We start from the raw sequence: 19,773 nt of genomic DNA, 5'->3' as shown, positions 1-19,773 counted from the left end.
CGCTGCCGGCGGTGTGCGCCCGCCGGGCGTGGGCCTGTCGGCGTGTGGCAGCGCGGACCTGCAGGTACACCCGTTCACCAGGTCCTGCGAAGCCGCCCGTTATCCTGCCTTGTCCTGAACAGGCCAGGGAGGTTCCGCACCATGAGCAGCACCACGTCGTCGTTTCCCGAGCGGATCGAGCTCTCGGGCGAGGGGCTCGTACTCCGTGACTGGTCGGAGGCGGACCTGGCCGCGATGCCGGAGCTGTTCGACCACCCCGACATCGCCTACTGGACGCCGATCGTCTCCCCCTTCGACGAAGCGGCCGCCCGCACACGGCTGGACCGGGACCGGCAGCTGCGGGCGGAAGGTACGGCCATCCTGCTCGCCATCACCGCCGACGGCGGCACACCGCTCGGCGAGGTGATGCTGCGGCGCGCCCCCGAGGGCACGGAGCTCGGCTACGCGGTCGGCCCGGCGCACCGCGGCCAGGGCCTGGCGGCGCGGGCGGTGCGGGTGATGGCCACCTACGCCTTCGAGCAGCTGGGCTCGGAGCAGGTGATCCTGGAGCTGGAGGCCGAGAACGCCGCCAGCGTCGCGGTGGCCACCAAGGCGGGCTTCAGGCTGCTCGACGTGCCGCTGATCAGGGGTGAGGAGAAGGGGCGGCCCTACGCCCTGCAGACGTGGGGTCTGGACCGTACGTCCGGTGGCAGGGGCTGACCGGCCGTACGACGGTGTTTTCCTGCGGGGACTGTGGAACGGTCATGACGCTCCTGTTCACCGTGGCCGGCAACGACGAGACAGGTGCCGTAGTCGGTGGGGAGAGCTGCGCATCTTCACCTGCCCCGCCGACCACCACGCCTTCCAGGCGGACCTGCCCTGACCTTGGGCGCCCCGCCCGGCACCTCGATCCACCGGACAGGCCGGCAATCACATGTGCAGCCAGGCGGATTGGAGGTTCGGGAGCCGCGGGAACGGCTGTGCCGGAGTCGTCCGGATCGTAGGATCGGTGATCTCTGCGGGAGGTGGTCATGGGCAGGCGGCACCCGGGCACTCCGACGCTGGAGGAGGTGGCCGCCCGCGCCGGAGTGGGCAGGGGCACGGTCTCCCGAGTCATCAACAACGCGGCCGGCGTCAAGGAGTCGACGCGACAAGCCGTGCGGCGAGCCATCGCGGAACTGGGGTACGTGCCCAATCTGGCGGCCCGGTCCCTCGCCGGACGACGGGCCGACGCCGTCGCGCTCGTCATGACGGAGCCGGACTGGCGGTTGTTCGCCGAGCCGTTCTTCTCCGGGATCGTCCCGGCGATCGGTGACGCGCTGGCCGACACCGGGCCACAGCTGCTGCTGACCCTGGTCCGCTCGGGAGCCGACCGGCAGCGCTTTGTGGAGTACGCCCGTGGCGGCCGGGTCGACGGGGTGTTGCTGATGTCCGTCCACGCCGACGATCCGCTGCCCGACATGCTCGCCGAGGCCCGGCTGCCGACGGTTCTGCTGGGACGCCGCTCGGGCGACGAGCACCTCAGCTACGTCGACGCGGACAACGTCGGCGGGGCCCGCGGCGCGGTCGCCCACCTCCTGGCCACAGGACGGCGGTCGATCGCCACGATCACCGGGCCGCTCGACATGTACGTCGCCCAGTGCCGGCTGCGCGGCTACCGCGAGGCCCTGGCGCAGGCCGGCCTGGACGCTCGGCCGTCATGGGTCGCCGAGGGTGACTTCAGCGAGGAGAGTGGTCGCCGGGCCATGGCTCGGCTCCTGCGACGGCATCCTGAGATCGACGGCGTCCTCGCCGCGTCGGACACGACGGCCGCAGGTGCCCTGGTGACGCTGCGCGCGGCGGGCCGCCGGGTACCGGAGGACGTGGCCGTCATCGGTTTCGACGATTTTCCCCTGGCCCAGCGCACCGAGCCACGACTGGCCACGGTCCGGCAGCCCCTCGAGGACATGGGCAGGACCATGGTCCAACTGCTGCTCCAGGAGATCGAGGAGTCGTCGGTGGCCTGGCGTCACGTGATCCTGCGAACCGAACTGGTGCTGCGCGAATCGGCCTGAGCGCTCTCGGCGACGACAGGGACGTCCACGGCGGGCGCTCGCCACGGCCCACGAGTGGGCCCGGCCGAAGCCGAACCCACGGCGAGCGGACGGCAGGGCGTGCAGGATCCCCCGGCTGCGACGATGAACCGCAGTCCAGAACCTGGTCAACCTAGTCGTTCGAGCCGGTGGCCGACGGCGGTACCTCGACGACGAAGAACAGGAAGCAGGTCTTGGTCGAGAGGTCATGGAAGCCGTCGGGGAACAGTTCACGGGCGGCCGGGTCGGGCTGCGGCTCGCTGATGACGGCAGGGCCGAAGCCGGCGGCGGTGAAGGCGTCGGTCATCGCGTGCAACGGCCTGCGCCAGAACTGCATCGGGTAGGACTGCCCGTTGAACGTCCAGTCGAAGGTATAGCTGGTGGTCGCGAAATAGTCGGGCCGAGGGTCCTGGAGCGCGTAGGCCACGAAAGGGTGGTCCACCGACGCGATCAGCCGGCCGCCGGGCCTGAGCACTCGCCGTATCTCGGCCAGCGTCGGCCCCCAGTCCTCCAGGTAGTGCAGCACCAGCGACGCGACCACGTCGTCGAACGCAGCGTCGGCGAACGGCAGTCGGCCGCTCAGGTCGGCCAGGTGCAGGGCCGCGTCGTCACCGAGTCGCCGCCTGGCCAGTGCCAGCATCCCGGCGCTGGCGTCGATGCCGGTGACGACGGCACCGCGTTCGCGCAGCGCGGCGGAGAGGGGGCCCGAGCCGCAACCGGCGTCCAGGATCCGACGGCCCGCCACGTCTCCGGCGAGGGCCAGCATCGCCGGGCGCGCGTAGTACGCGTTCACGAGGTTGTTCTCGGTTTCCGCCGAGTACGCCTCGGCGAAGCTGTCGTAGTCGTTCACCGGGGCCGGGTCCACAGGCTGGGCGACGCTCTTGGGCACGTTGGTTGCGCGTTCCATCGTCGCAGCCTATTGGTCACATGATCCAACGGACGGAACTCAGCAACGAGTTCGGGAGCGCTCCCAACGCGGCCGTTTGTCACCGAAGTTGGAGACTCGGCTCTGACCTGCACCTTCGACAGAAACTCGACGCCTTCGCGTCCACCGCCTTGTCAAGGCCATGACCCTCTCCTACATTCCCCTCAAACGGAGGTGATGGGAGCGCTCCCATCCCAGTGCGCGGCGGCGCTCCCGCGATCACTCCCCCACCCCTCCGAGAGGACCCCCATGCACATGTCATGGCACCCCCTCCCCCGCAGAGCCCACGGCCTGTTCGGCGCACTCCTCTCCTCGCTCGCCATCCTGACGGCGCTGCTGTGCAGTGCTCCGGCGGCCCAGGCCGACACCTCGATCTGCGAACAGTTCGGATCGACCACGATCCAGGGCCGCTACATCGTCCAGAACAACCGCTGGGGCACCAGCCAGACCCAGTGCATCACCGCCACCGACTCGGGCTTCCGGATCACCCAGGCCGACGGCTCGGTGCCGACGAACGGCGCCCCGAAGTCGTACCCGTCCGTCTACAACGGCTGCCACTACACCAACTGCTCACCGGGCACCGCACTTCCGGCGCAGCTCAGCAGCATCGCCGCCGCGCCGACCGGCATCTCCTACGGCTACGTGAACGACGCGGTGTACGACGCCGCCTACGACATCTGGCTCGACCCCACCCCCCGCACCGACGGCGTCAACCGGACCGAGATCATGATCTGGTTCGACAAGGTGGGCCCCGTTCAGCCCGTCGGCTCGCAGGTCGGCACGAGCACCGTGGCCGGGCGCCAGTGGCAGGTGTGGTCCGGCAACAACGGCTCCAACGACGTCCTGTCCTTCGTCGCCCCGTCGGCGATCTCCAGCTGGAACTTCGACGTCATGGACTTCGTCCGGCAGGCCGTCTCGCGGGGGCTGGCACAGAACAGCTGGTACCTGACCAGCGTGCAGGCCGGTTTCGAACCCTGGCAGAACGGCACCGGACTCGCCGTGACCTCCTTCTCCTCGACGATCGACACCGGCGGGAGTCCCGGCGGGCCCGGCAACTCGTCGGCCTGCACCGTCTCGTACGGGACGACCGTCTGGCAGGGCGGCTTCACCGCCGACGTCGCCGTCACCAACAGCGGTTCCTCACCGGTCAGCGGCTGGAAGCTGGCGTTCGCACTGCCGGCCGGACAGCAGATCACCCATGCCTGGAACGCCGGTCTCACGCCGTCGTCGGGAGCGGTCACGGCGAGCAATGCCACCTACAACGCGGAGATCCCCGCCCACGGCAAGGCCTCCTTCGGCTTCCAGGGCACCTACGTCGGCGCCTTCGCCAAACCCACGGGCTTCAGCCTCAACGGCACCGCATGCACGGCCGTCTGACCTCTGGGGTGGCACTCACGTCGCAGGAGACGGCGGCTACGCCGTAAGTCACACGATCTGACGTCAGACCGCGCACCGCGCCCGCCGGTACCGCTCACCGACGCCGGGCGGTCCGCAACAAGCGCACAGGGCCTGACCGGCATCCACTGCCGGCTGCCGCCCCCAGCTCCCACGCCCCATCTCCGCACCCGGGCGAGCGCGGCGCGTCCAGCAGTTGCGCCGGGCCCCCGTCCTGACAGACGTGCGTCAGGACGGGGCCCGGTCACCAGCACCGGCTCTCCGCTTCCGGTCCCGACCGGCCCGCGCCGCAGCGGCAGCCGCCCAGACCGGTCCCCGCAGCGCGCGCACCGCCCCACGCGACACACCCCTGCCCCACCTTGCACCCCCCAGAGCAACCTGAAGGAGGACACGTGACACACGCCCCTGGACGAGTGCGAGCACCCGAGCCGGGCCGCCCGCGGCGCCGGAAGACCTCACTCACCGCGGCGCTCGCCGCCCTGGCCCTGCCCCTGAGCCTGGCGGGTCAGCTCACAGGGCATCCGGCGGCCGCCGCCGAGGCCCACGTCGACAACCCGTTCGCCGGAGCCACCTTCTACCTCAACCCCGACTACACCGACCTGGTCGGCACCTCCGCCGCCCAGACCACCGACGCCACGCTCAAGGCCCGTATGCAGAAAGTGGGGACGTATCCCACCGCGGTGTGGCTCGACCGGATCGCCGCCATCACAGGCGGCGACGCCAACGCCGGCCGCAAGAGCCTCGCCGACCATCTCGACCTGGCCCTGGCGCAGAAGAAGCCCGGACAACCGATCACCGCGACCTTCGTGATCTACGACCTGCCCGGCCGGGACTGTGCGGCCCTTGCCTCCAACGGCGAACTCCCCCTCACCCAGGCCGGACTCGACCGTTACGAGAGCGAGTACATCGACGCCATCGCGAACGTCTTCAAGAACCCGAAGTACCAGGACGTCCGCATCACGACCGTCATCGAGCCCGACGGGCTGCCCAACTTGGTGACGAACACCGCCGACCCGGAGTGCGCCCGGGCGAAGAGCACCGGCATCTACGTCAAGGGCATCCAGTACGCCCTGGACAAGCTGCACGCCGTCCCCAACGTCTACACCTACCTGGACTTCGCGCACTCGGGATGGCTGGGCTGGGACAACAACCTGTCGCAGACCGTGCAGCTCTACACGGACGTCGCCAAGGGCACCTCGGCGGGCTTCGCCGGCGTCGACGGACTGATCACCAACGTCGCCAACTACACCCCGCTCACGGAACCCTTCCTGACCGACCCGGACAAGAACGTCGGCGGGAGCCCGGTCAAGTCCGGCAAGTTCTACGAGTGGAACCCCAATTTCGACGAGACCGACTTCACCAGGAACGTGCACCGGGCGCTCCTCGCCGCGGGCTGGCCCGATGCGACCGGCATGCTGATCGACACCTCCCGCAACGGGTGGGGCGGCACCGGGCGCCCCACCGCGGAGAGCACCAGCACCAGCCTCGAGACCTACATCGGCGACTCCCGCGTCGACCGCCGGGCCCACCGGGGCCTGTGGTGCAACGTCAGCGGCGCAGGGCTCGGACAGCCCCCGCAGGCCGCACCCGCCGGCTACCCCGACTCCCACCTCGATGCGTTCCTGTGGGTCAAGCCGCCGGGCGAGTCGGACGGCGCCGCCACCGACATCCCCAACGACGAGGGCAAGCGCCTGGACCCCATGTGCGACCCCACGTACACGGCACCCAACGCGGGCAACAACAAGACCGGCGCCCTGCCGAACGCTCCCCTGGCCGGGCACTGGTTCCCCGACGCGTTCGCGATGCTGGTGCGGAACGCCCACCCGACGGTGCCCGCGGACGGCGGTGGCACCCCGGGCGGTGACTCCACCGCGCCCACCGCACCGACCGCGCTGAAGGCGACGGCGAGGACCGGTACCAGCGTCTCTCTCGCCTGGACCGCGTCCACCGACGACACCGGGGTGAGCGGTTACGACGTCTACCGCGACGCCACCAAGGTCAGCGTCACGCAGGTGACCGGCACCGCCTTCACCGACACCGAAGACCAAGTGAACGTGCATCACGAAAACACAGTGTCGGCCAGTCCTGCTGTTCTGCATCTCAGCCATCACTCGACTACGTAGGGTGCTCGGTATGCAGCTTCGGTACGGCTTCCGCCTGTACCCGACACCAGGCCAACGCAATGCGCTGGCAAAAGCGCTCGGGTGCGCCCGCGTCGTGTTCAACGACGCGGTGCGTGCCCGGGAGGCGCGACGGGCAGGCCGTTCCCGACGGCGGCCGAGCTGTCCCGCACGCTGATCACCCAGGCCAAGCGGACCGCCGAGCGTGCCTGCCTGGGTGAGGTGTCCGCGGTGGTGCTGCAGCAGGCGCTGCGCGATGCCGAGGCCGCCTACCGCAACTTCTTCGCCTCCCTCAAGGGGCAGCGCGCGGGGCCCACCAGGCTGGGCGCGCCGAGGTCCAAGTCACGCAAGCAGGCGCGGCAGTCGAGCCGGTTCACCGCGAACGCCCGCTGGTCCATCACCCCGGCCGGGCGGCTGAACCTGCCGAAGATCGGTGAGGTACGGGTGAATTGGTCCCGCACCCTGCCGTGTGTGCCGTCTTCGGTGACCGTCATCAAGGATGCGGCGGGTCGGTACTTCGCATCCTTCGTCGTCGACACCGACCCGGCCGCGGATCTGCAGCGGATGCCCGAGGCCGAGGCGAGCATCGGTATCGATCTCGGGCTGGCCCACTTCGCGGTGCTCTCCGACGGCACCAAAATCGACTCCCCACGGTTTCTGCGCCGCGCGGAGAAGAAGCTCAAGAAGGTCCAGCGGGAGCTGTCCCGCAAGCAGAAGGGATCGAAGAACCGGGAGAAGGCCCGCCGGAAGGTGGCCCGCGCGCACGCCCAGGTGGCCGACGCGCGCCGCGACTTCCACCACCAGCTCTCCACGAAGCTGATCCGCGAGAACCAAGCGGTCGCCGTGGAGGACCTGGCGGTGAACGGACTCGCGCGCACCCGGCTGGCCAAAAGCGTGCATGACGTGGGCTGGTCGACGTTCGTGAACATGCTGGAGTACAAGGCGAAGCGGTACGGGCGCACCTTCGTCAAGATCGGCCGGTTCGAACCCACCAGCCAGGTGTGCTCCACCTGCGGGCACCGCGACGGGCCCAAATCCCTCACCGTGCGGGAATGGACCTGCCCCGCCTGCGGCACCCGCCACGACCGGGACCACAACGCCGCGAAAAACGTGAAATCGGCCGCCGGACTGGCGGTGACAGCCTGTGGAGCGCCGGTAAGACCAGAACCCCATCTGGCACAGCGCAACGAAGCACGAAGCCACGGAAGCCCGCCCGATGCCCGTGCCGCCTAGGCACGGCACCGAGCGAGCAGGCCAGAACCTCCTTCCTTCAGGAGGGAGAGCAAGTCAATACTTCACCCGGGACGGCGGCTCCCCCGCCGTCTACGCCTGGTGCGACTACGCGGCCGTCGGCTGCTCCGACGTCACGCTGAGAGTCGTACCCCTGACCACGCCGGTGGCGGGAGCCGACGGCTATCTCGAGGTCGGCTTCACCGGCGGAACCCTGGCCGCCGGCCAGTCCACCGGTGAGCTGCAGCTACGGATGAGCAAATCCGACTGGTCCGACTTCGACGAGGTCGGTGACGCCAGCCGGTCCACGGCCACCACCTACACCGACGTCCCGGCGATCCCCGCCTATCTCGGCACCGCCCTCGCGTGGGGCACCCCGCCCGCCTGATCCACCCGCCCCCGGGCACACGCCCTCACGCCCTCGCCCTCCTGGAGAACGCCCTCCGGGAGGGCGAGGCACCCCTCATCCGCCGGCAACGGCCCCGCAGCGGAGGAGGGCGTCGCCCCGCCGGCACAGGCACAACCCGGAACCCGCCCGCTCGTGCACAGGCCCGCTGCCGCTCCCTCACAAGGGACCGGCAGCGGCCGTGGTCCTGATGTGAGTCGTCCGTTGCTGCGCCTCCTCACTCGAGAGGCACGGGACAGCGGGTGCCGGCCCCCGCGGCACGGCCTGCGCGTACCGTGCCGGAGCCGGGGAAGGCGCACGTTCGCAGACGGACCGGCGGACCTCGCGCGCCCGCTCCGTCGGGGCCCCCAGAGCGGCAGTCCGGCCCGTGGCAGGCCCGGGCCCGGGTGTGCGTACAGTGAAACGAGGAAGGTGTTTGGGCAAACAGGCACCGCAGTGCTGCCAGCAGCACGGACGTCGCCGTGTGGCGCCGAGCCGGATGCTGCCAGATCAGGAGGCCCCGCCCGTGACCGAGTACCCGCCACCGCCCACTACCCGCCCGACTACCGGACCCCTTGCTCAGGACGGCGAGCAGCAGGCGATCGACGAGCGGAACCGGCGACTGGCACGCGCCGGCGTCGCGCGCGCCGAACGGCTTCTTGTCCGCCGCTACCGGCTCTCGTCCACCAGGGAAGCATTCGACCTGCTGCGTCACAGCTCCCAGCAATTCAACATCAAAGTGCACACCCTCGCCGAGACGGCCGTCCGCGTGCCCCCTCCGGCGGCGGGCGCCGTGAACTGGGTGCCGACCCGTCCGCACGGAGCGGCGCCCCTGCTGCCCGCCCTGCGGACGAACGGGCAGGGGTTCGTCAGCCACAGTGCCGTCCTGAAGGCCGCGCTGACCCGTACTCTGCACATCACCGGTGCCGAGATGGGCAATGTGCAGCTGGTGGAGAACGGCATGCTCCGTATGGAGAAGCACAGCGGGCTTAACCGCCACTTCACCGACTACTTCGCCTTCGTCGAAACCTCCACCACCTCCTGTGCGCAGGCCGCGGAGGAGAGTCGTCAGGTCACCGTCAAAGATGTCGCCGCCTCCGACACCTTCGACGAAGGCTCCCGGCACGTGATCCTGCAGGCCAGCAGCCGCGCCTGCCACAGCGTCCCCCTGCGCAGCCCGAACGGCACCGTGATCGGCATGATCTCCTCCCATCACGAGCAGACCCTGCACGACCTCGCCCCTGCCCAACTGGCCGAGCTCGATCAGGTCGGCGTCCAGGTCGGCCGGTGGCTGCTCTGGCACCGCAACACGGCCGTCTTCACCGCCCTGAACCATCTGCACGCCAACGCCACCCGCTGACGCGTGACAGGTGTCGGCACACCGGCAGGGGGCACTCCGGCTGCAGGGCTCGCTTGGGGACGCAGGCGAGAGTCGCCGGCCCAGCGGCCGGCGCCTGTGTGCCCGCCGGTCCCCTCGCGAGGCGGCCGGCGGGCACACCCCAGTCCCCTGGCCGATGGAGCCGTCCGGCTCCGGCTCCGCACATGACCCGCCAGACCGCTTCCAGCCCTCCACCAGCGCGGACACCAAGCGCGTCATGGACAGCCGGGGGTCGGCTGTCTCCGGCCGGCTGGTCATCAGGAGGTGGGTGGGCAGTGCCGACGATGGCAAGGGCCACGGTGTCCGGGTCGACGGTCTCCGCCACCCGGCCGAGCCCTCTTTCGGCCTTCAGGTAGCCGGTGGTGGCCCCCTGGATCGCGGTGAGGCCCGGCGCCCCGCCTTCCAGGGCCTTCGTCTGCCCGGCTGGCCCCGCGCTCAACGGCTTTGTGGCGGCGATGGCGTCGCTGCGCGACATTCTGCCCGCCGGCGACTTCGGGCGGCCGGGCCCGCCCGGCATGTTCTCCCTGGCTGCGCCAGACCGCATCCACGACGTCCTCACCGCGTCCGGGTTCACCGAGATCAGCATCAACCGGGCGCAGACGTACGGGACATGGGGGCATGGAGCCGAGGATCCGGCGCGATTTCTGCTGGGCACCGGCCCCGCCGCCACCTGATGGAACAGGCTGACGCGGCCGCGCGGGCCCGAGCTTGCCGCACCCTGGCGGACCATCTACGCGCCCAGCGGGCGGCGCACGGCACGCTCCGGCTTCGCAGCACGTCGTGGCTGGTCACGGCGGACCGCCCGGCCGACCCGTTCGACCCGTCCGGCAGGCTCTAGCAGGGCGGCGGTCTGCCCGCTCATCGGGACTTCTGCTCGACAGCCGGCTGCGGCGCGCCCTCCTCAACGGGCAGCCCCCCAGCAGCCGCTCAGGGCGTCAGCGTCCCTGCCTGGAGCTTCGGCCCCGCGGCGGGCGCGGTGCCCGTCGCGGTCGGCGTGCAGTCTCAGGCGCGTTGTCGGCGGCACCTGCGGAGGAGAACCCGCCGGGAACACGGGGAACGTCCGGTGCCGGGACCGTCTCGGCCCGCTGCACCACCGGGGCGGGGCGGTGCTGGGCGCGGCCCACGACGGAGGCGTGCGGGATCAGCGGTGCGCAGGTCTCGCAGACCTCTTCGACCTGCCAGACGCGGCCTACGGTCGCGTCGTGGCGCAGGATGAGCAGCACGCCGCCCGTGCAGTGGTGCACCTTGGCGTGCGGGTGCGCCTCGCAGTGCTCGGCGCGGCAGTGGCAGGAGGCGTTGGCGCGGACGGTGGCGGCCCGGGCGTGGGCGGCCGCATGCCGCGCGGCGAAGGCCCGCAGTGCCGCCAGGTCCCTGGAGCGCGCCGGCATCCGGCAGGCGGCGGTGCTGCAGGTGACGGCAGCCGTACGGTCGGCGTGCCCGGTGAGCCGTACGGTCCAGGACCGTCCGGGCATGCGCTCGGTGGGCGCTTCGCTGGAGGCGGTAGTCAAACGGGGCCGTCCGATCGTCGTACTCGAAGTGATGGATGCGCGCGGGCGCGGTGCCAACCGTGTGGCCCCCGCAGGGCTTCTGCACCAGCAGCATTCTTCCCCCGCGGGACCGGTCCCAAGCCCTGCATACTGCAGACGCAGGTGTTTCACCTGCACGTGGGGCGGCCCGAGGAGCCGTGTGCGCAGGTTCGAGTCCTGCCGGGGCGCACTTACAAACCCTCCCCCGGGGGGGACTGGTAGGGGCGGTCAGGAAGCGGTGACGCTCCATGCCGGAGGATGATTCGCATGACATCCGAGGACGGCTACCTGCTGGACAATCGGCAACACGAGGCCGGTCGGCGCTTCGCCGCCCTGGCCGAGCTCTTCGATCCCTGGACGCTCGACCACCTCGACCGACTGGGGCCGGCAGCCGGGTGGCGCTGTTGGGAGGTGGGAGCGGGCGGGCTCTCGGTGCCCACCGCGCTCGCCGAGCGAGTCGGGCCCACCGGGCAGGTACTGGCAACGGACGTCGACACCTCCTGGCTGACCGGCCCGATCCCCACCCCGGTCGAGGTGCGGCGCCACGACGTGGCCCGGGACGAGCCGCCGGCCGGAGGCTTCGACCTGGTGCACGCGCGACTGGTGCTGGTGCACCTGCCTGACCGGGCCGAGGCGCTGCGCCGGATGGCCGCAGCGGTGCGACCCGGCGGCTGGCTGGTGGTGGAGGACGCCGACCCGGCGCTCCAGCCCCTCGCCTGCCCTCACGAACGTGGCCGGGCCGAAGAGCTGGCGAACCGGATCCGCCGCGGGTTTCGCGCGCTGCTCGCCCAGCGCGGTGTGGACCTCGCCTTCGGCCGCTCCCTGCCCGTCCTGCTGCGCGACGCCCGGCTGCGTGACGTCCGGGCCGAGGGCTACTTTCCCCTCGCCTCACCGGCCTGCCGGGAACTGGAGGCCGCAACCGTGCGTCAGCTGCGCGAGCGGCTGGTGGCGGGTGGGCTGGCCACAGACGCGGAGATCGACCAGCACTTGACCCACCTGCGTGAAGAGGAGCTGGACATCACCACCGCCCCGCTCGTCACCTGCTGGGGCCGCCGCCCCGCATAGGTTGACGCTGCGGAACGCCGCAAGGTCACCGTCTTCTCGAGAAATAGCCGCGGGCCACACCGCGTTGCCGCAACCATGACCACGAACGCGCCGCGGCCCGAGGTGCTGCGATACACCGCCTTCTCCAGCGCCCCCGACGGCGGGAACCCCGCCGGTGTCGTTCTCGATGCCACCGACCTGGACGACAGCGCCATGCTGGCCATCGCCGCCGGCCTCGGATACTCGGAGTCCGCTTTCCTGACCGCGCCCCCGGCGGATCTCGGCGGCCGGCCAGGAAGGGCCTACAGCATCCGTTACTTCAGTCCGAGGGCCGAGGTGCCGTTCTGCGGGCACGCCACTGTCGCGACCGCCGTCGCACTCGCCGAGCGGGTGGGCCCCGGGGAGCTGCTTTTCGCGACGCGCGCGGGCACCGTGCCGGTGCAGGTGGCCGAGGAAGGCGGGACCATCACGGCCACACTCACCAGTGTCGAGCCGTACGTCGAAAAGATCGCTGACGTCGACCTCGCGGAGGCGCTCGCCGCGCTCGGCTGGCCGGTCGCCGATCTCGACCCGGCCTTTCCGCCCCGTATCGCGTTCGCCGGTGCCCGCCATCTCGTTGTCGCGGCGGCGACTCGCGCGCGTCTGGCGGATCTCGCGTACGACTTCGCGCGCCTCGAAGCCCTGATGCACCGTCTGGACCTGACCACCGTCCAGTTGGTGTGGCGGGAGTCGGCCACCGTCTTCCATGTTCGCGACCCGTTCCCCGTCGGCGGCGTCGTCGAGGACCCCGCGACCGGCGCCGCGGCCGCCGCGTTCGGCGCATACGCCCGCGAGCTGGGCCTGGTCCCCGAGGACGCCGTCCTCAGCCTGCACCAGGGCGAGGACCTGGGCCGTCCTGGCGAACTCACGGTGACGCTGCGCGCGGGTGACTCACGCGTCCGTGTCAGCGGCACGGGAGTTCGCATCAGCTGAACCGGGTACGAACCGGGTACGACCGGATCATGCCGCTTCGCAGAGTCGACGCACGCCGTCCCGTCGTTGGCGTCGGACCGCCGCGGTGGGGCACCGCATGCCCCGGCCGTGAGGCCGCGGCATGCGGTGCTCCGACAAGGGTTCTCAGCCGGACGCATGGTGGCCCGTCGGCCCGCGGCCGAAGGCCGCGTGCGGGCCGCTCTCCGTACACCGCCCGGGCGGATCGTCTAGTCGTCGATCGCCGCACCGTAGCGCGCGTCCGTCGGCAGACCGCCGAACGCGCTCGCGCCGTAGTTCCAGGAGCCGTAGGTGGTCAGGCCCGAGCTGCCCGCGGAGAACACCCAGACGTAGCCGTCGTTGGTGTTCTCCCCGGGTGCCGAGGCGAGCAGGCCGAAACGGCCGTCGTCGTTCGGGTCGGTGAAGGAGACCTGGCCGCCGAACTTGTCGCCCTTCTCGACCGTGCCCGGGACGTTCGCGGTGCCCTGGGTCACGGACACTGCGCCGGTGGACGTCATGCCCTTGGCCGAGCCGCGCAGGACCGTGAAGGCGCCCGCGTCCGCGACGCTGCCGATGTCCTCCGCCGCGACGCCGATCGCCACGTCCGCGTAGCCGTCGCCGTTGCTGTCGCCGACGGAGAGGTCGGTGCCGAAACCGTCGCCCTGCTCGCTCGCGCCCGGCACGCCGGCCGAGTTCTGGGTCCACCACACGGGTGGGGTTCCCGGCCCCTCCTGGCCGGCGGGCCCGTCCGCACTGCCGTAGTAGACGCCGACCATGCCGCCGGTCATGCTCGCGCCGCCGTCGTCCGGGCTGTGCGGCTCTCCGGTGACCAGGTCGTCGTAGCCGTCGCCGTTGACGTCGCCGGACGCGACGACCGGGCCGCCGCGCACCGCGGTGACCGGGAGCGGCTCTTGGTTCGACGCGGTGCCGGGCAGGATGTACGACCATCCGTAGCCCGGCTCGTCGCCCACGCTGGTGCCGGAGACGACCAGGTCGGCGAAGCCGTTGTTGTCGTAGTCGCCCGTGGTCATCGACTTGGGCCGGATGCCCGGCGCGTCGTCGGCTGAGGCCCGGCTGAGCGTCTTCCGGGGAGGCGAAGTGAGCGTGGTGCGCGACTTCTGCACCGGTCGCCGCGCCTGCGTGTCCGTGCTCTTGACGCTGGGCTGTGGGGCGGGCTCGAAGGTGTAGACCGTCAGCCCGACCGAGTCCATGACGGCGAGGAGATCGCCCGGGGTGGTGTCATCGAAGCGGGCCGCGGCGAGCGAGGCGCCGAACCGGCCGCCCGTCGTGGGGCCGTCGGACTGGAGCCAGTCGCTGACCGATCCGGTGAGTCCGTTCGGCGTGCCCCAGAGGATGACGGCGCCGCCCGCGTTGGCGACGGTGCCGAGGTCCTCGCCGGGAATGCCGATGATCGCGTCGTCGTAGCCGTCGCCGTCGAGGTCGCCGGTGGCCAGCGACGTGCCGAAGCCGTCTCCGGTCTCGGCGGCGCCGGGGACACCCGTGGAGTTCTGGCTGAAGGCCTTGGCTCTGATCGTGCCGATGCCCTTGGGCCCGCCGTACTGCACGGTGACCATGCCGGCGCCCTTGTACCCGCCGACCGCCGCCCCGGGGCCGGCGACGAGCACGTCGTCGTATCCGTCTCCGTTGAAGTCGGTGTTGCGGTCGTTGGCTTGTGTTCCGCCGGGTGTTCCGGCGTAGGCGCTCGGAGCGGTCGCGATGACCGCGCCCGTCACGAGGAGGAACGATGCCGCCGCGACGGCGGCCGAGCGGTGCTTGCGCATGAGCGGCTCCTTGGCTCAGATACGACCGGCTTGCTCGGGGGCGCGGGGGGTGTCCGGACAGGTCCCGTTCCTGTGTCCGGTGCCGTGTTTGACGCGGGATGCGGAGGAAGGGTTGTACGGGAGGCGTATCTCCCATGCATTTCGGTGCCGCCCACTGGTGTCGATGAGGGGGGCGTCGGCGATGACGTGCAGGTGCACCTGCTCCCGGCGAGGAATACTGACACGGCGCCACCGAAGGCCGCGTCGTGTCGTTCTCCCCTGGGCGGTCCGCGGCACGGGCGCTGACCGATGAGTCCTGCCGGCCCGGGGAGTCATCACCGTCGTCGACAACGCAGGAGGAACACATGCCGCAGTTGCTGAGAGTCCAGAACTTCAGTGTCTCGAGCGACGGGATCGCCGCCGGTGAGGAGCAGAGTCTCGAGAGGCCGTTCGGTCACGTCGAGCCCGAGAGGCTGTTCGCATGGGCCGGCGCCACAGCGAGCTGGCCCATGCGCCGCGACCCCGGAGGCAGCCGGGGCCTGGACGACTACTTCACGCGGGACTTCGCGCACAACATCGGCGCCGAGATCATGGGCCGCAACAAGTTCGGGCCCCAGCGCGGGCCCTGGCACGACCACGAGTGGCGCGGCTGGTGGGGAGAGGAGCCCCCGTTCCACACCCCGGTGTTCGTCATGACCCACCACAAGCGTCCCTCGTTCACGCTCTCCGACACCACGTTCCACTTCGTCGACGGCGACCCGGCCACCGTCCTCGAGCAGGCGCGGGAGGCAGCGCGCGGCAAGGACGTGCGCCTCGGCGGCGGGGTCACCACCATCCGGAACTTCCTCGACGCCGACCTCGTCGACACCCTGCACGTGGCGGTCTCACCGGTGAAACTCGGTACCGGGCTACGTCTTTGGGAGTCCCCCGAGGAGCTGCTCGACCGGTTCCACCTCGACGTCGTACCCAGCCCGAGCGGCGTGACGCATCACCTGTTCTGGCGCAAGTGACACTGCGACCCGTCCGGGGCTGCCGGCACGGCCGATGCGGGCATGGCCCTGGATGACCCGGTGGTCGTGAGCCGGTGGTTCCGGGCGGTCGTCCGCAGGCAGCGAGGGACCCTGAGTCCCCCGTCCGCAACCTCCTGGACGAACCACCCGGCCCTACGGCGCGGTCGGTCCTCGTCCCGCAGCCGGTGCCAGTTGCGGGTGCGGTGCAGGACGCAGCCGGAGCCGAACAGGGCGGCCACTTGTCTACCACCCGCACTGATCGCCTCCGGCATCGACACCACCGTTTACGATCACCGCCGGTCCGGTGGCGGGCCTCCGGCGCAGACGTGACGCACAAGAGGATCGCCGGGACGGCACCCCAGGTGGGAACGCACCACCCGCCGCGCCGCCGCCAAGGCAGAACACCAGTTCATAGGCGGGCGGCGCCGGGTCTACGGGCGCGGGAGCGACCGAGCCGGAGCTATGGGGCGACGCAATACACATCCATCCGTGGCCGCGCTCGGGCGCCGCAGCGCGGCGCCGGGTCTCACGCATCGAGTACGGCGGCCACCGCCTCGATCTCGACGAGCTGGTCCTTGTAGCCGAGCACAGTGACGCCCATCAAAGTGCTGGGGACGTCATGGTCGGCGAACGAGTCCCGGACCACCTCCCAGGCAGCGACCAAGTCCTCCCGCCGGCCCGATGCGACAAGCACCCGCGTACTGATGACGTCCCGCAGTGACGCCCCCGCGGCAGTGAGAGCAGCCTGCATGTTCTCGACGGCTTTCGAGGCCTGGCCCGCGTAGTCCCCGATCGCCGCCGTCGAGCCGTCGTCGTTCAAGGGACACGCTCCGGCGAGGAAGATCAGGCGGGACTCGGCGGGCGCCGTGGCCGCGTAGGCGTACTCGGCGACGTCGGACAGGGAGTCCGAGCGGATAAGGGTGATAGCACGGGCCACGGTCGTCGAGTCCTTTCCCAGCGAATGCGGAGCGCGGCCATCCTGCCAACCAGGCACCGGCATCCGCCTTCTGTTTTCCCCCGGCAGCCTGGGAGTGCCGATCCGTCCGCCGTTCGGCGCGTCGCCCTCACGTGCGCGGCTGCCTACCCTCTCCGCCCGCAGCGAGGTGACCGGCTTCGCCGGCGACCGATGAGTTCCGGTGCCCGCCGGGGTCTGTCTCAACGGAAGCGAAAGCCACGCACCAGCTCTGTGAGGGGACCATGACCACCCACGCCCTACCACCCGTCGTCGACGCCGCGACCTGGGAGCACCGGCTCGAGGCACTGCGTGCCCGGGAGAAGGCCGCGACCCGGGAGCTTGACGCCATCGCCGCCGAGCGTCGGCGCCTGCCGATGGTCGAAATGCCCGACTACACCCTCGAAGGGGAGGACGGCCCGGTTCGGCTCGTGGACGTCTTCGAAGGCAAGAAGCAGGTGATCGTCTACCACCACATGTGGTTCCCGGGCAAGGAATGGCAGTGCCCCGGCTGCACCGGGTTCACCTCGCAGTACACCCGCCTGGAGTTCCTGGACGCCTACGATGCACGCTTCGTCGTCGTCACCCAGGGCCCGATCAAGGAGGCGCTCGCCTACAAGGAGCGGGTCGGCAATCGGATGGCGTGGTACTCGACCGCCAACAGCCCCTTCGGGGCCGACGTCGGCGCGCCGCCGGACGGAGGGTTCGCCGTCAACGTGTTCCTGCGCGACGGCGACACCGTCTACCGCACCTGGCACACCAACGGCCGGGGGACGGAGCAGCTCAGCCACACCTTCGGGCTGATCGACGTCCTGCCGTACGGACGGCAGGAGGAATGGCAGGACTCGCCCGAGGGCTGGCCCCAGTCGCCCACCTACAGCCGGTGGGCGACCTCGCAGGACATCGCGGCGCGCTACGGCACGGGGTGAGCATCAGGGCATCGGCGGCGCGCGGCTCGGCGTACCGCCGTCCCCGCATGCACCTGTGCCGTCCGAGGTGTCCCTGTTCTACCTGGCGGGTGCCACCGTGCCCTCCGAGGACACCCCGGCGCCGCCGCGGCTGCAGCCGGTGCGGGACAGCACCCTGCTGGCCCACGTCGGGGGGTTGCGACCGTGGATTACCGGCCGCTGGTCGTGCGGCGCAACGGCGACGTGCTGGCCCAGCCCGCCTGCTCGTCGACGGTCAGGTCGCCGGAGTGTGGCGCGCGGTCGACAGCGGACTGGAACTGACCGCCTTCCGGGCGACCACTTGACGGCGGCCGCATGTCGGCACGACAGCCCGATGCCGGCGGGAGCTCCGCATCCGGGCTGCCGGCCGCGTGAGCCCTTGCCGTGACGAGCGCCGGGAGTTCGCCGACCATCCCGAACCAGCCGATGCGGGGGGCTGCTGCGATCGCGGCTGTCAGGCCGTCACCCTCTCGCGGGCGGTGCGGGCGTCCGGGGTCAGGTCCAGGTTCAATGTCCGCCCGGGCCGGCAACGTGCGGCACTGCTTCCGCGTGCGCCCGGGCGAGGAACTGTCAGTGGCTGGAGCCACACTGACGGGATGAGCCTCCCCTCGTCCACCACGGCTGATGCGGCCCAGGCCTCCCCTGTCTGGGTGGAGTCGATGGGCGGCCCGTTGGTCGTCGTTCCCCTCGCGGCGCCGGTCCAGCGGCGGAACATGCCGATATTCACTTGCGGAGGTACGTCACTCAGGTCAACGTCGCTTGACACCTGACGAAGCCAGAGGAAACGAGACGACCGTGCAGAGCCACCCCATCGACCACGAACTGATCCGGGCTGCGGCTCACGTAGCCCGCACTCGTTGCCAGGGTGACAACCACACCATGGCCGCCGCGGGCCGCGCTCAGGACGGCCGGATCGTGACGGCGGTGAACGCCTATCACTTCACCGGAGGCCCCTGCGCCGAACTGGTCCTCATCGGCGCGGCGGCCGCCCAGGGGGCGCACGAATTGGACACGATCGTGGCCGTGGGCGACCGCGACCGGGGGGTCGTACCCCCGTGCGGGCGATGCCGTCAGGTCCTTCTCGACTACTTCCCCGCCCTCAAGGTCATCGTTGGCGAAGGCGACCTCGTCCGCACCGTCGGTATCGCCGACCTGCTCCCCGAAAGCTACGTCTGGGCCGACCACCAGCTCGACGCCGAGTGAACTCCCGAACGGTCCGTCACGTCGTAACAGCAGTGCCCTGAGGGGTGTCCCGTGAATGATCGTTCTCGCGGTCGGGATCGTCCTGCCGTTGCGACGACCGGGCGCTTACCCGGAGAGCATGAGGTCGTGCATGTGGGCGATGCCGGATATCGCGTGGTGGACGCCGTCACCACGTAGGCGGCAATCGCGCAGGATCTTCCAGGTCTTCATGCGGGCAAAAGCGTGCTCGACGCGGGCTCTCACCTGCTTGTGGCTCTTGTTGTGGGCCTGCTTCCAGGCCGGGAGTTCCTCGCCCTTGCGGCGGCGGTGCGGGATGACCAGTCCGGTGCCCGGGTAGCCGCCGTCGACGATTGTGGTGGTGTTCCCGACAGCGGCCTTGGCGCCGGACTCGGCCCAGGCCCGGCAGCCGTTTCGGTTCCCTGGCAGCGGTCGGCCGACCACGACCACCAGCCGGGTGTCAGCGTCGATGACCACCTGATGGTTGATGGAGTAGCGGTAATTCTTCGACTGCTCGGCCACCTTGTGGTCCCGGGTCGGAACCGGGGTGCCGTCCACGATCAGCACCGCGTCCTTCGCGAACCGCTTGCGCGGCTGGAGTGCGAGCTTCGGGCCGAGGTGGTCGATGACCCGGTCGGCCGCGGACTCCGACACCCCGAAGAGCAGGGTCAGTTGTCGCAGCGTCAGGTTCGTCCGCCAGTACGCTGCCACCAACAGCACACGGTCCTCCCACGACAGCTTCCCTGACCGTCCCCGGCCGGACGCATCGGCGCCCTCGCGCCGCAGTTGGGGCCACCAGCTTGCCGAAGACGCGTGGGCTCAGCCCGGTGTACGGGGCTGTCCAGGGCGGCTCCGACGCCGTAACCACACCAACCACGGCC

Annotated in this window: 16 protein-coding genes, 1 tRNA gene and 2 pseudogenes; 14 read left to right on the top strand and 5 right to left on the bottom strand. The window is 70.8% G+C overall.

Going from position 1 to position 19,773, the window contains the following annotated elements:
- Positions 1–141 precede the first annotated feature (141 nt).
- Together ACF1A5_RS05605 and ACF1A5_RS05600 are read left to right on the top strand one after the other, a co-directional pair.
- Positions 142–699, top strand: coding sequence for a GNAT family N-acetyltransferase (locus ACF1A5_RS05605; protein WP_392191524.1), 558 nt, complete (start codon positions 142–144; stop codon positions 697–699).
- A gap of 311 nt (positions 700–1,010) precedes the next feature.
- On the top strand, positions 1,011–2,033 hold the full coding sequence (locus ACF1A5_RS05600) for a LacI family DNA-binding transcriptional regulator (protein WP_392191523.1): 1,023 nt from the start codon (positions 1,011–1,013) through the stop codon (positions 2,031–2,033).
- 151 nt (positions 2,034–2,184) lie between these two features.
- Here ACF1A5_RS05600 and ACF1A5_RS05595 read toward each other — a convergent pair whose 3' ends face one another.
- The gene (locus tag ACF1A5_RS05595) at positions 2,185–2,958 is read right to left on the bottom strand and encodes a class I SAM-dependent methyltransferase (protein WP_392191522.1); all 774 of its coding nucleotides are present in this window, start codon (positions 2,956–2,958) and stop codon (positions 2,185–2,187) included.
- A gap of 273 nt (positions 2,959–3,231) precedes the next feature.
- Between ACF1A5_RS05595 and ACF1A5_RS05590 the strand changes: the two genes are divergently transcribed.
- From ACF1A5_RS05590 to ACF1A5_RS05565, 6 genes and pseudogenes are all read left to right on the top strand, one after another.
- The gene (locus ACF1A5_RS05590; RefSeq protein WP_392191521.1) at positions 3,232–4,353 is read left to right on the top strand and encodes a cellulose binding domain-containing protein; all 1,122 of its coding nucleotides are present in this window, start codon (positions 3,232–3,234) and stop codon (positions 4,351–4,353) included.
- 410 nt (positions 4,354–4,763) lie between these two features.
- On the top strand, positions 4,764–6,494 hold the full coding sequence (locus ACF1A5_RS05585) for a glycoside hydrolase family 6 protein (RefSeq protein ID WP_392191520.1): 1,731 nt from the start codon (positions 4,764–4,766) through the stop codon (positions 6,492–6,494).
- A 10-nt stretch (positions 6,495–6,504) separates the two neighbouring features.
- Positions 6,505–7,724, top strand: a pseudogene (locus ACF1A5_RS05580) (RNA-guided endonuclease InsQ/TnpB family protein).
- Entirely contained in the window at positions 7,708–8,109 is a 402-nt protein-coding gene (locus tag ACF1A5_RS05575; protein WP_392191519.1) for a cellulose binding domain-containing protein, read from the top strand. The pseudogene ACF1A5_RS05580 and the gene ACF1A5_RS05575 overlap by 17 nt, the downstream one beginning before the upstream one ends.
- A gap of 523 nt (positions 8,110–8,632) precedes the next feature.
- The gene (locus ACF1A5_RS05570) at positions 8,633–9,466 is read left to right on the top strand and encodes an ANTAR domain-containing protein (RefSeq protein ID WP_392191518.1); all 834 of its coding nucleotides are present in this window, start codon (positions 8,633–8,635) and stop codon (positions 9,464–9,466) included.
- Between the two features lie 380 nt (positions 9,467–9,846).
- On the top strand, positions 9,847–10,158 hold the full coding sequence (locus ACF1A5_RS05565; protein WP_392191517.1) for a hypothetical protein: 312 nt from the start codon (positions 9,847–9,849) through the stop codon (positions 10,156–10,158).
- Between the two features lie 261 nt (positions 10,159–10,419).
- Here the strand turns inward: ACF1A5_RS05565 and ACF1A5_RS05560 are convergent, their stop codons facing one another.
- Positions 10,420–10,992, bottom strand: coding sequence for a hypothetical protein (locus tag ACF1A5_RS05560; RefSeq protein ID WP_392191516.1), 573 nt, complete (start codon positions 10,990–10,992; stop codon positions 10,420–10,422).
- Between the two features lie 136 nt (positions 10,993–11,128).
- On the opposite strand from ACF1A5_RS05560, the gene ACF1A5_RS05555 reads away from it, so the two are divergent.
- From ACF1A5_RS05555 to ACF1A5_RS05545, 3 genes are all read left to right on the top strand, one after another.
- Positions 11,129–11,199, top strand: a tRNA-Leu gene (locus ACF1A5_RS05555).
- A 78-nt stretch (positions 11,200–11,277) separates the two neighbouring features.
- On the top strand, positions 11,278–12,075 hold the full coding sequence (locus ACF1A5_RS05550) for a class I SAM-dependent methyltransferase (protein WP_392191515.1): 798 nt from the start codon (positions 11,278–11,280) through the stop codon (positions 12,073–12,075).
- A 75-nt stretch (positions 12,076–12,150) separates the two neighbouring features.
- Positions 12,151–13,026 carry a PhzF family phenazine biosynthesis protein gene (locus tag ACF1A5_RS05545; RefSeq protein WP_392191514.1) on the top strand — a complete coding sequence of 292 codons (876 nt, stop codon included), beginning with the start codon at positions 12,151–12,153 and terminating at the stop codon, positions 13,024–13,026.
- A gap of 227 nt (positions 13,027–13,253) precedes the next feature.
- On the opposite strand, the gene ACF1A5_RS05540 is transcribed toward ACF1A5_RS05545, so the two are convergent.
- Complete coding sequence (locus ACF1A5_RS05540) at positions 13,254–14,804, bottom strand: FG-GAP and VCBS repeat-containing protein (RefSeq protein WP_392191513.1); 1,551 nt, start codon at positions 14,802–14,804, stop codon at positions 13,254–13,256.
- A gap of 344 nt (positions 14,805–15,148) precedes the next feature.
- On the opposite strand from ACF1A5_RS05540, the gene ACF1A5_RS05535 reads away from it, so the two are divergent.
- A complete protein-coding gene (locus ACF1A5_RS05535) occupies positions 15,149–15,793 on the top strand; it encodes a dihydrofolate reductase family protein (RefSeq protein ID WP_392191512.1) in 645 nt (214 codons plus the stop codon).
- Positions 15,794–16,319: 526 nt separating this feature from the next.
- Here the strand turns inward: ACF1A5_RS05535 and ACF1A5_RS05530 are convergent.
- The gene (locus ACF1A5_RS05530) at positions 16,320–16,730 is read right to left on the bottom strand and encodes a RidA family protein (protein ID WP_392191511.1); all 411 of its coding nucleotides are present in this window, start codon (positions 16,728–16,730) and stop codon (positions 16,320–16,322) included.
- 260 nt (positions 16,731–16,990) lie between these two features.
- On the opposite strand from ACF1A5_RS05530, the gene ACF1A5_RS05525 reads away from it, so the two are divergent.
- A complete protein-coding gene (locus ACF1A5_RS05525; protein WP_392191510.1) occupies positions 16,991–17,674 on the top strand; it encodes a DUF899 domain-containing protein in 684 nt (227 codons plus the stop codon).
- A 777-nt stretch (positions 17,675–18,451) separates the two neighbouring features.
- Entirely contained in the window at positions 18,452–18,895 is a 444-nt protein-coding gene (locus ACF1A5_RS05520; protein ID WP_392191509.1) for a cytidine deaminase family protein, read from the top strand.
- Positions 18,896–19,000: 105 nt separating this feature from the next.
- Here ACF1A5_RS05520 and ACF1A5_RS05515 read toward each other — a convergent pair.
- Positions 19,001–19,769, bottom strand: a pseudogene (locus ACF1A5_RS05515) (transposase).
- Positions 19,770–19,773: the final 4 nt, after the last annotated feature.

Origin of the sequence: Streptomyces sp. NPDC014864 (assembly GCF_043081525.1) — a bacterium.
Taxonomy (GTDB): domain Bacteria; phylum Actinomycetota; class Actinomycetes; order Streptomycetales; family Streptomycetaceae; genus Streptomyces.
The sequence above is the reverse complement of the archived record's forward strand: the minus strand, read 5'-3'. Positions and strand labels throughout refer to the sequence as shown.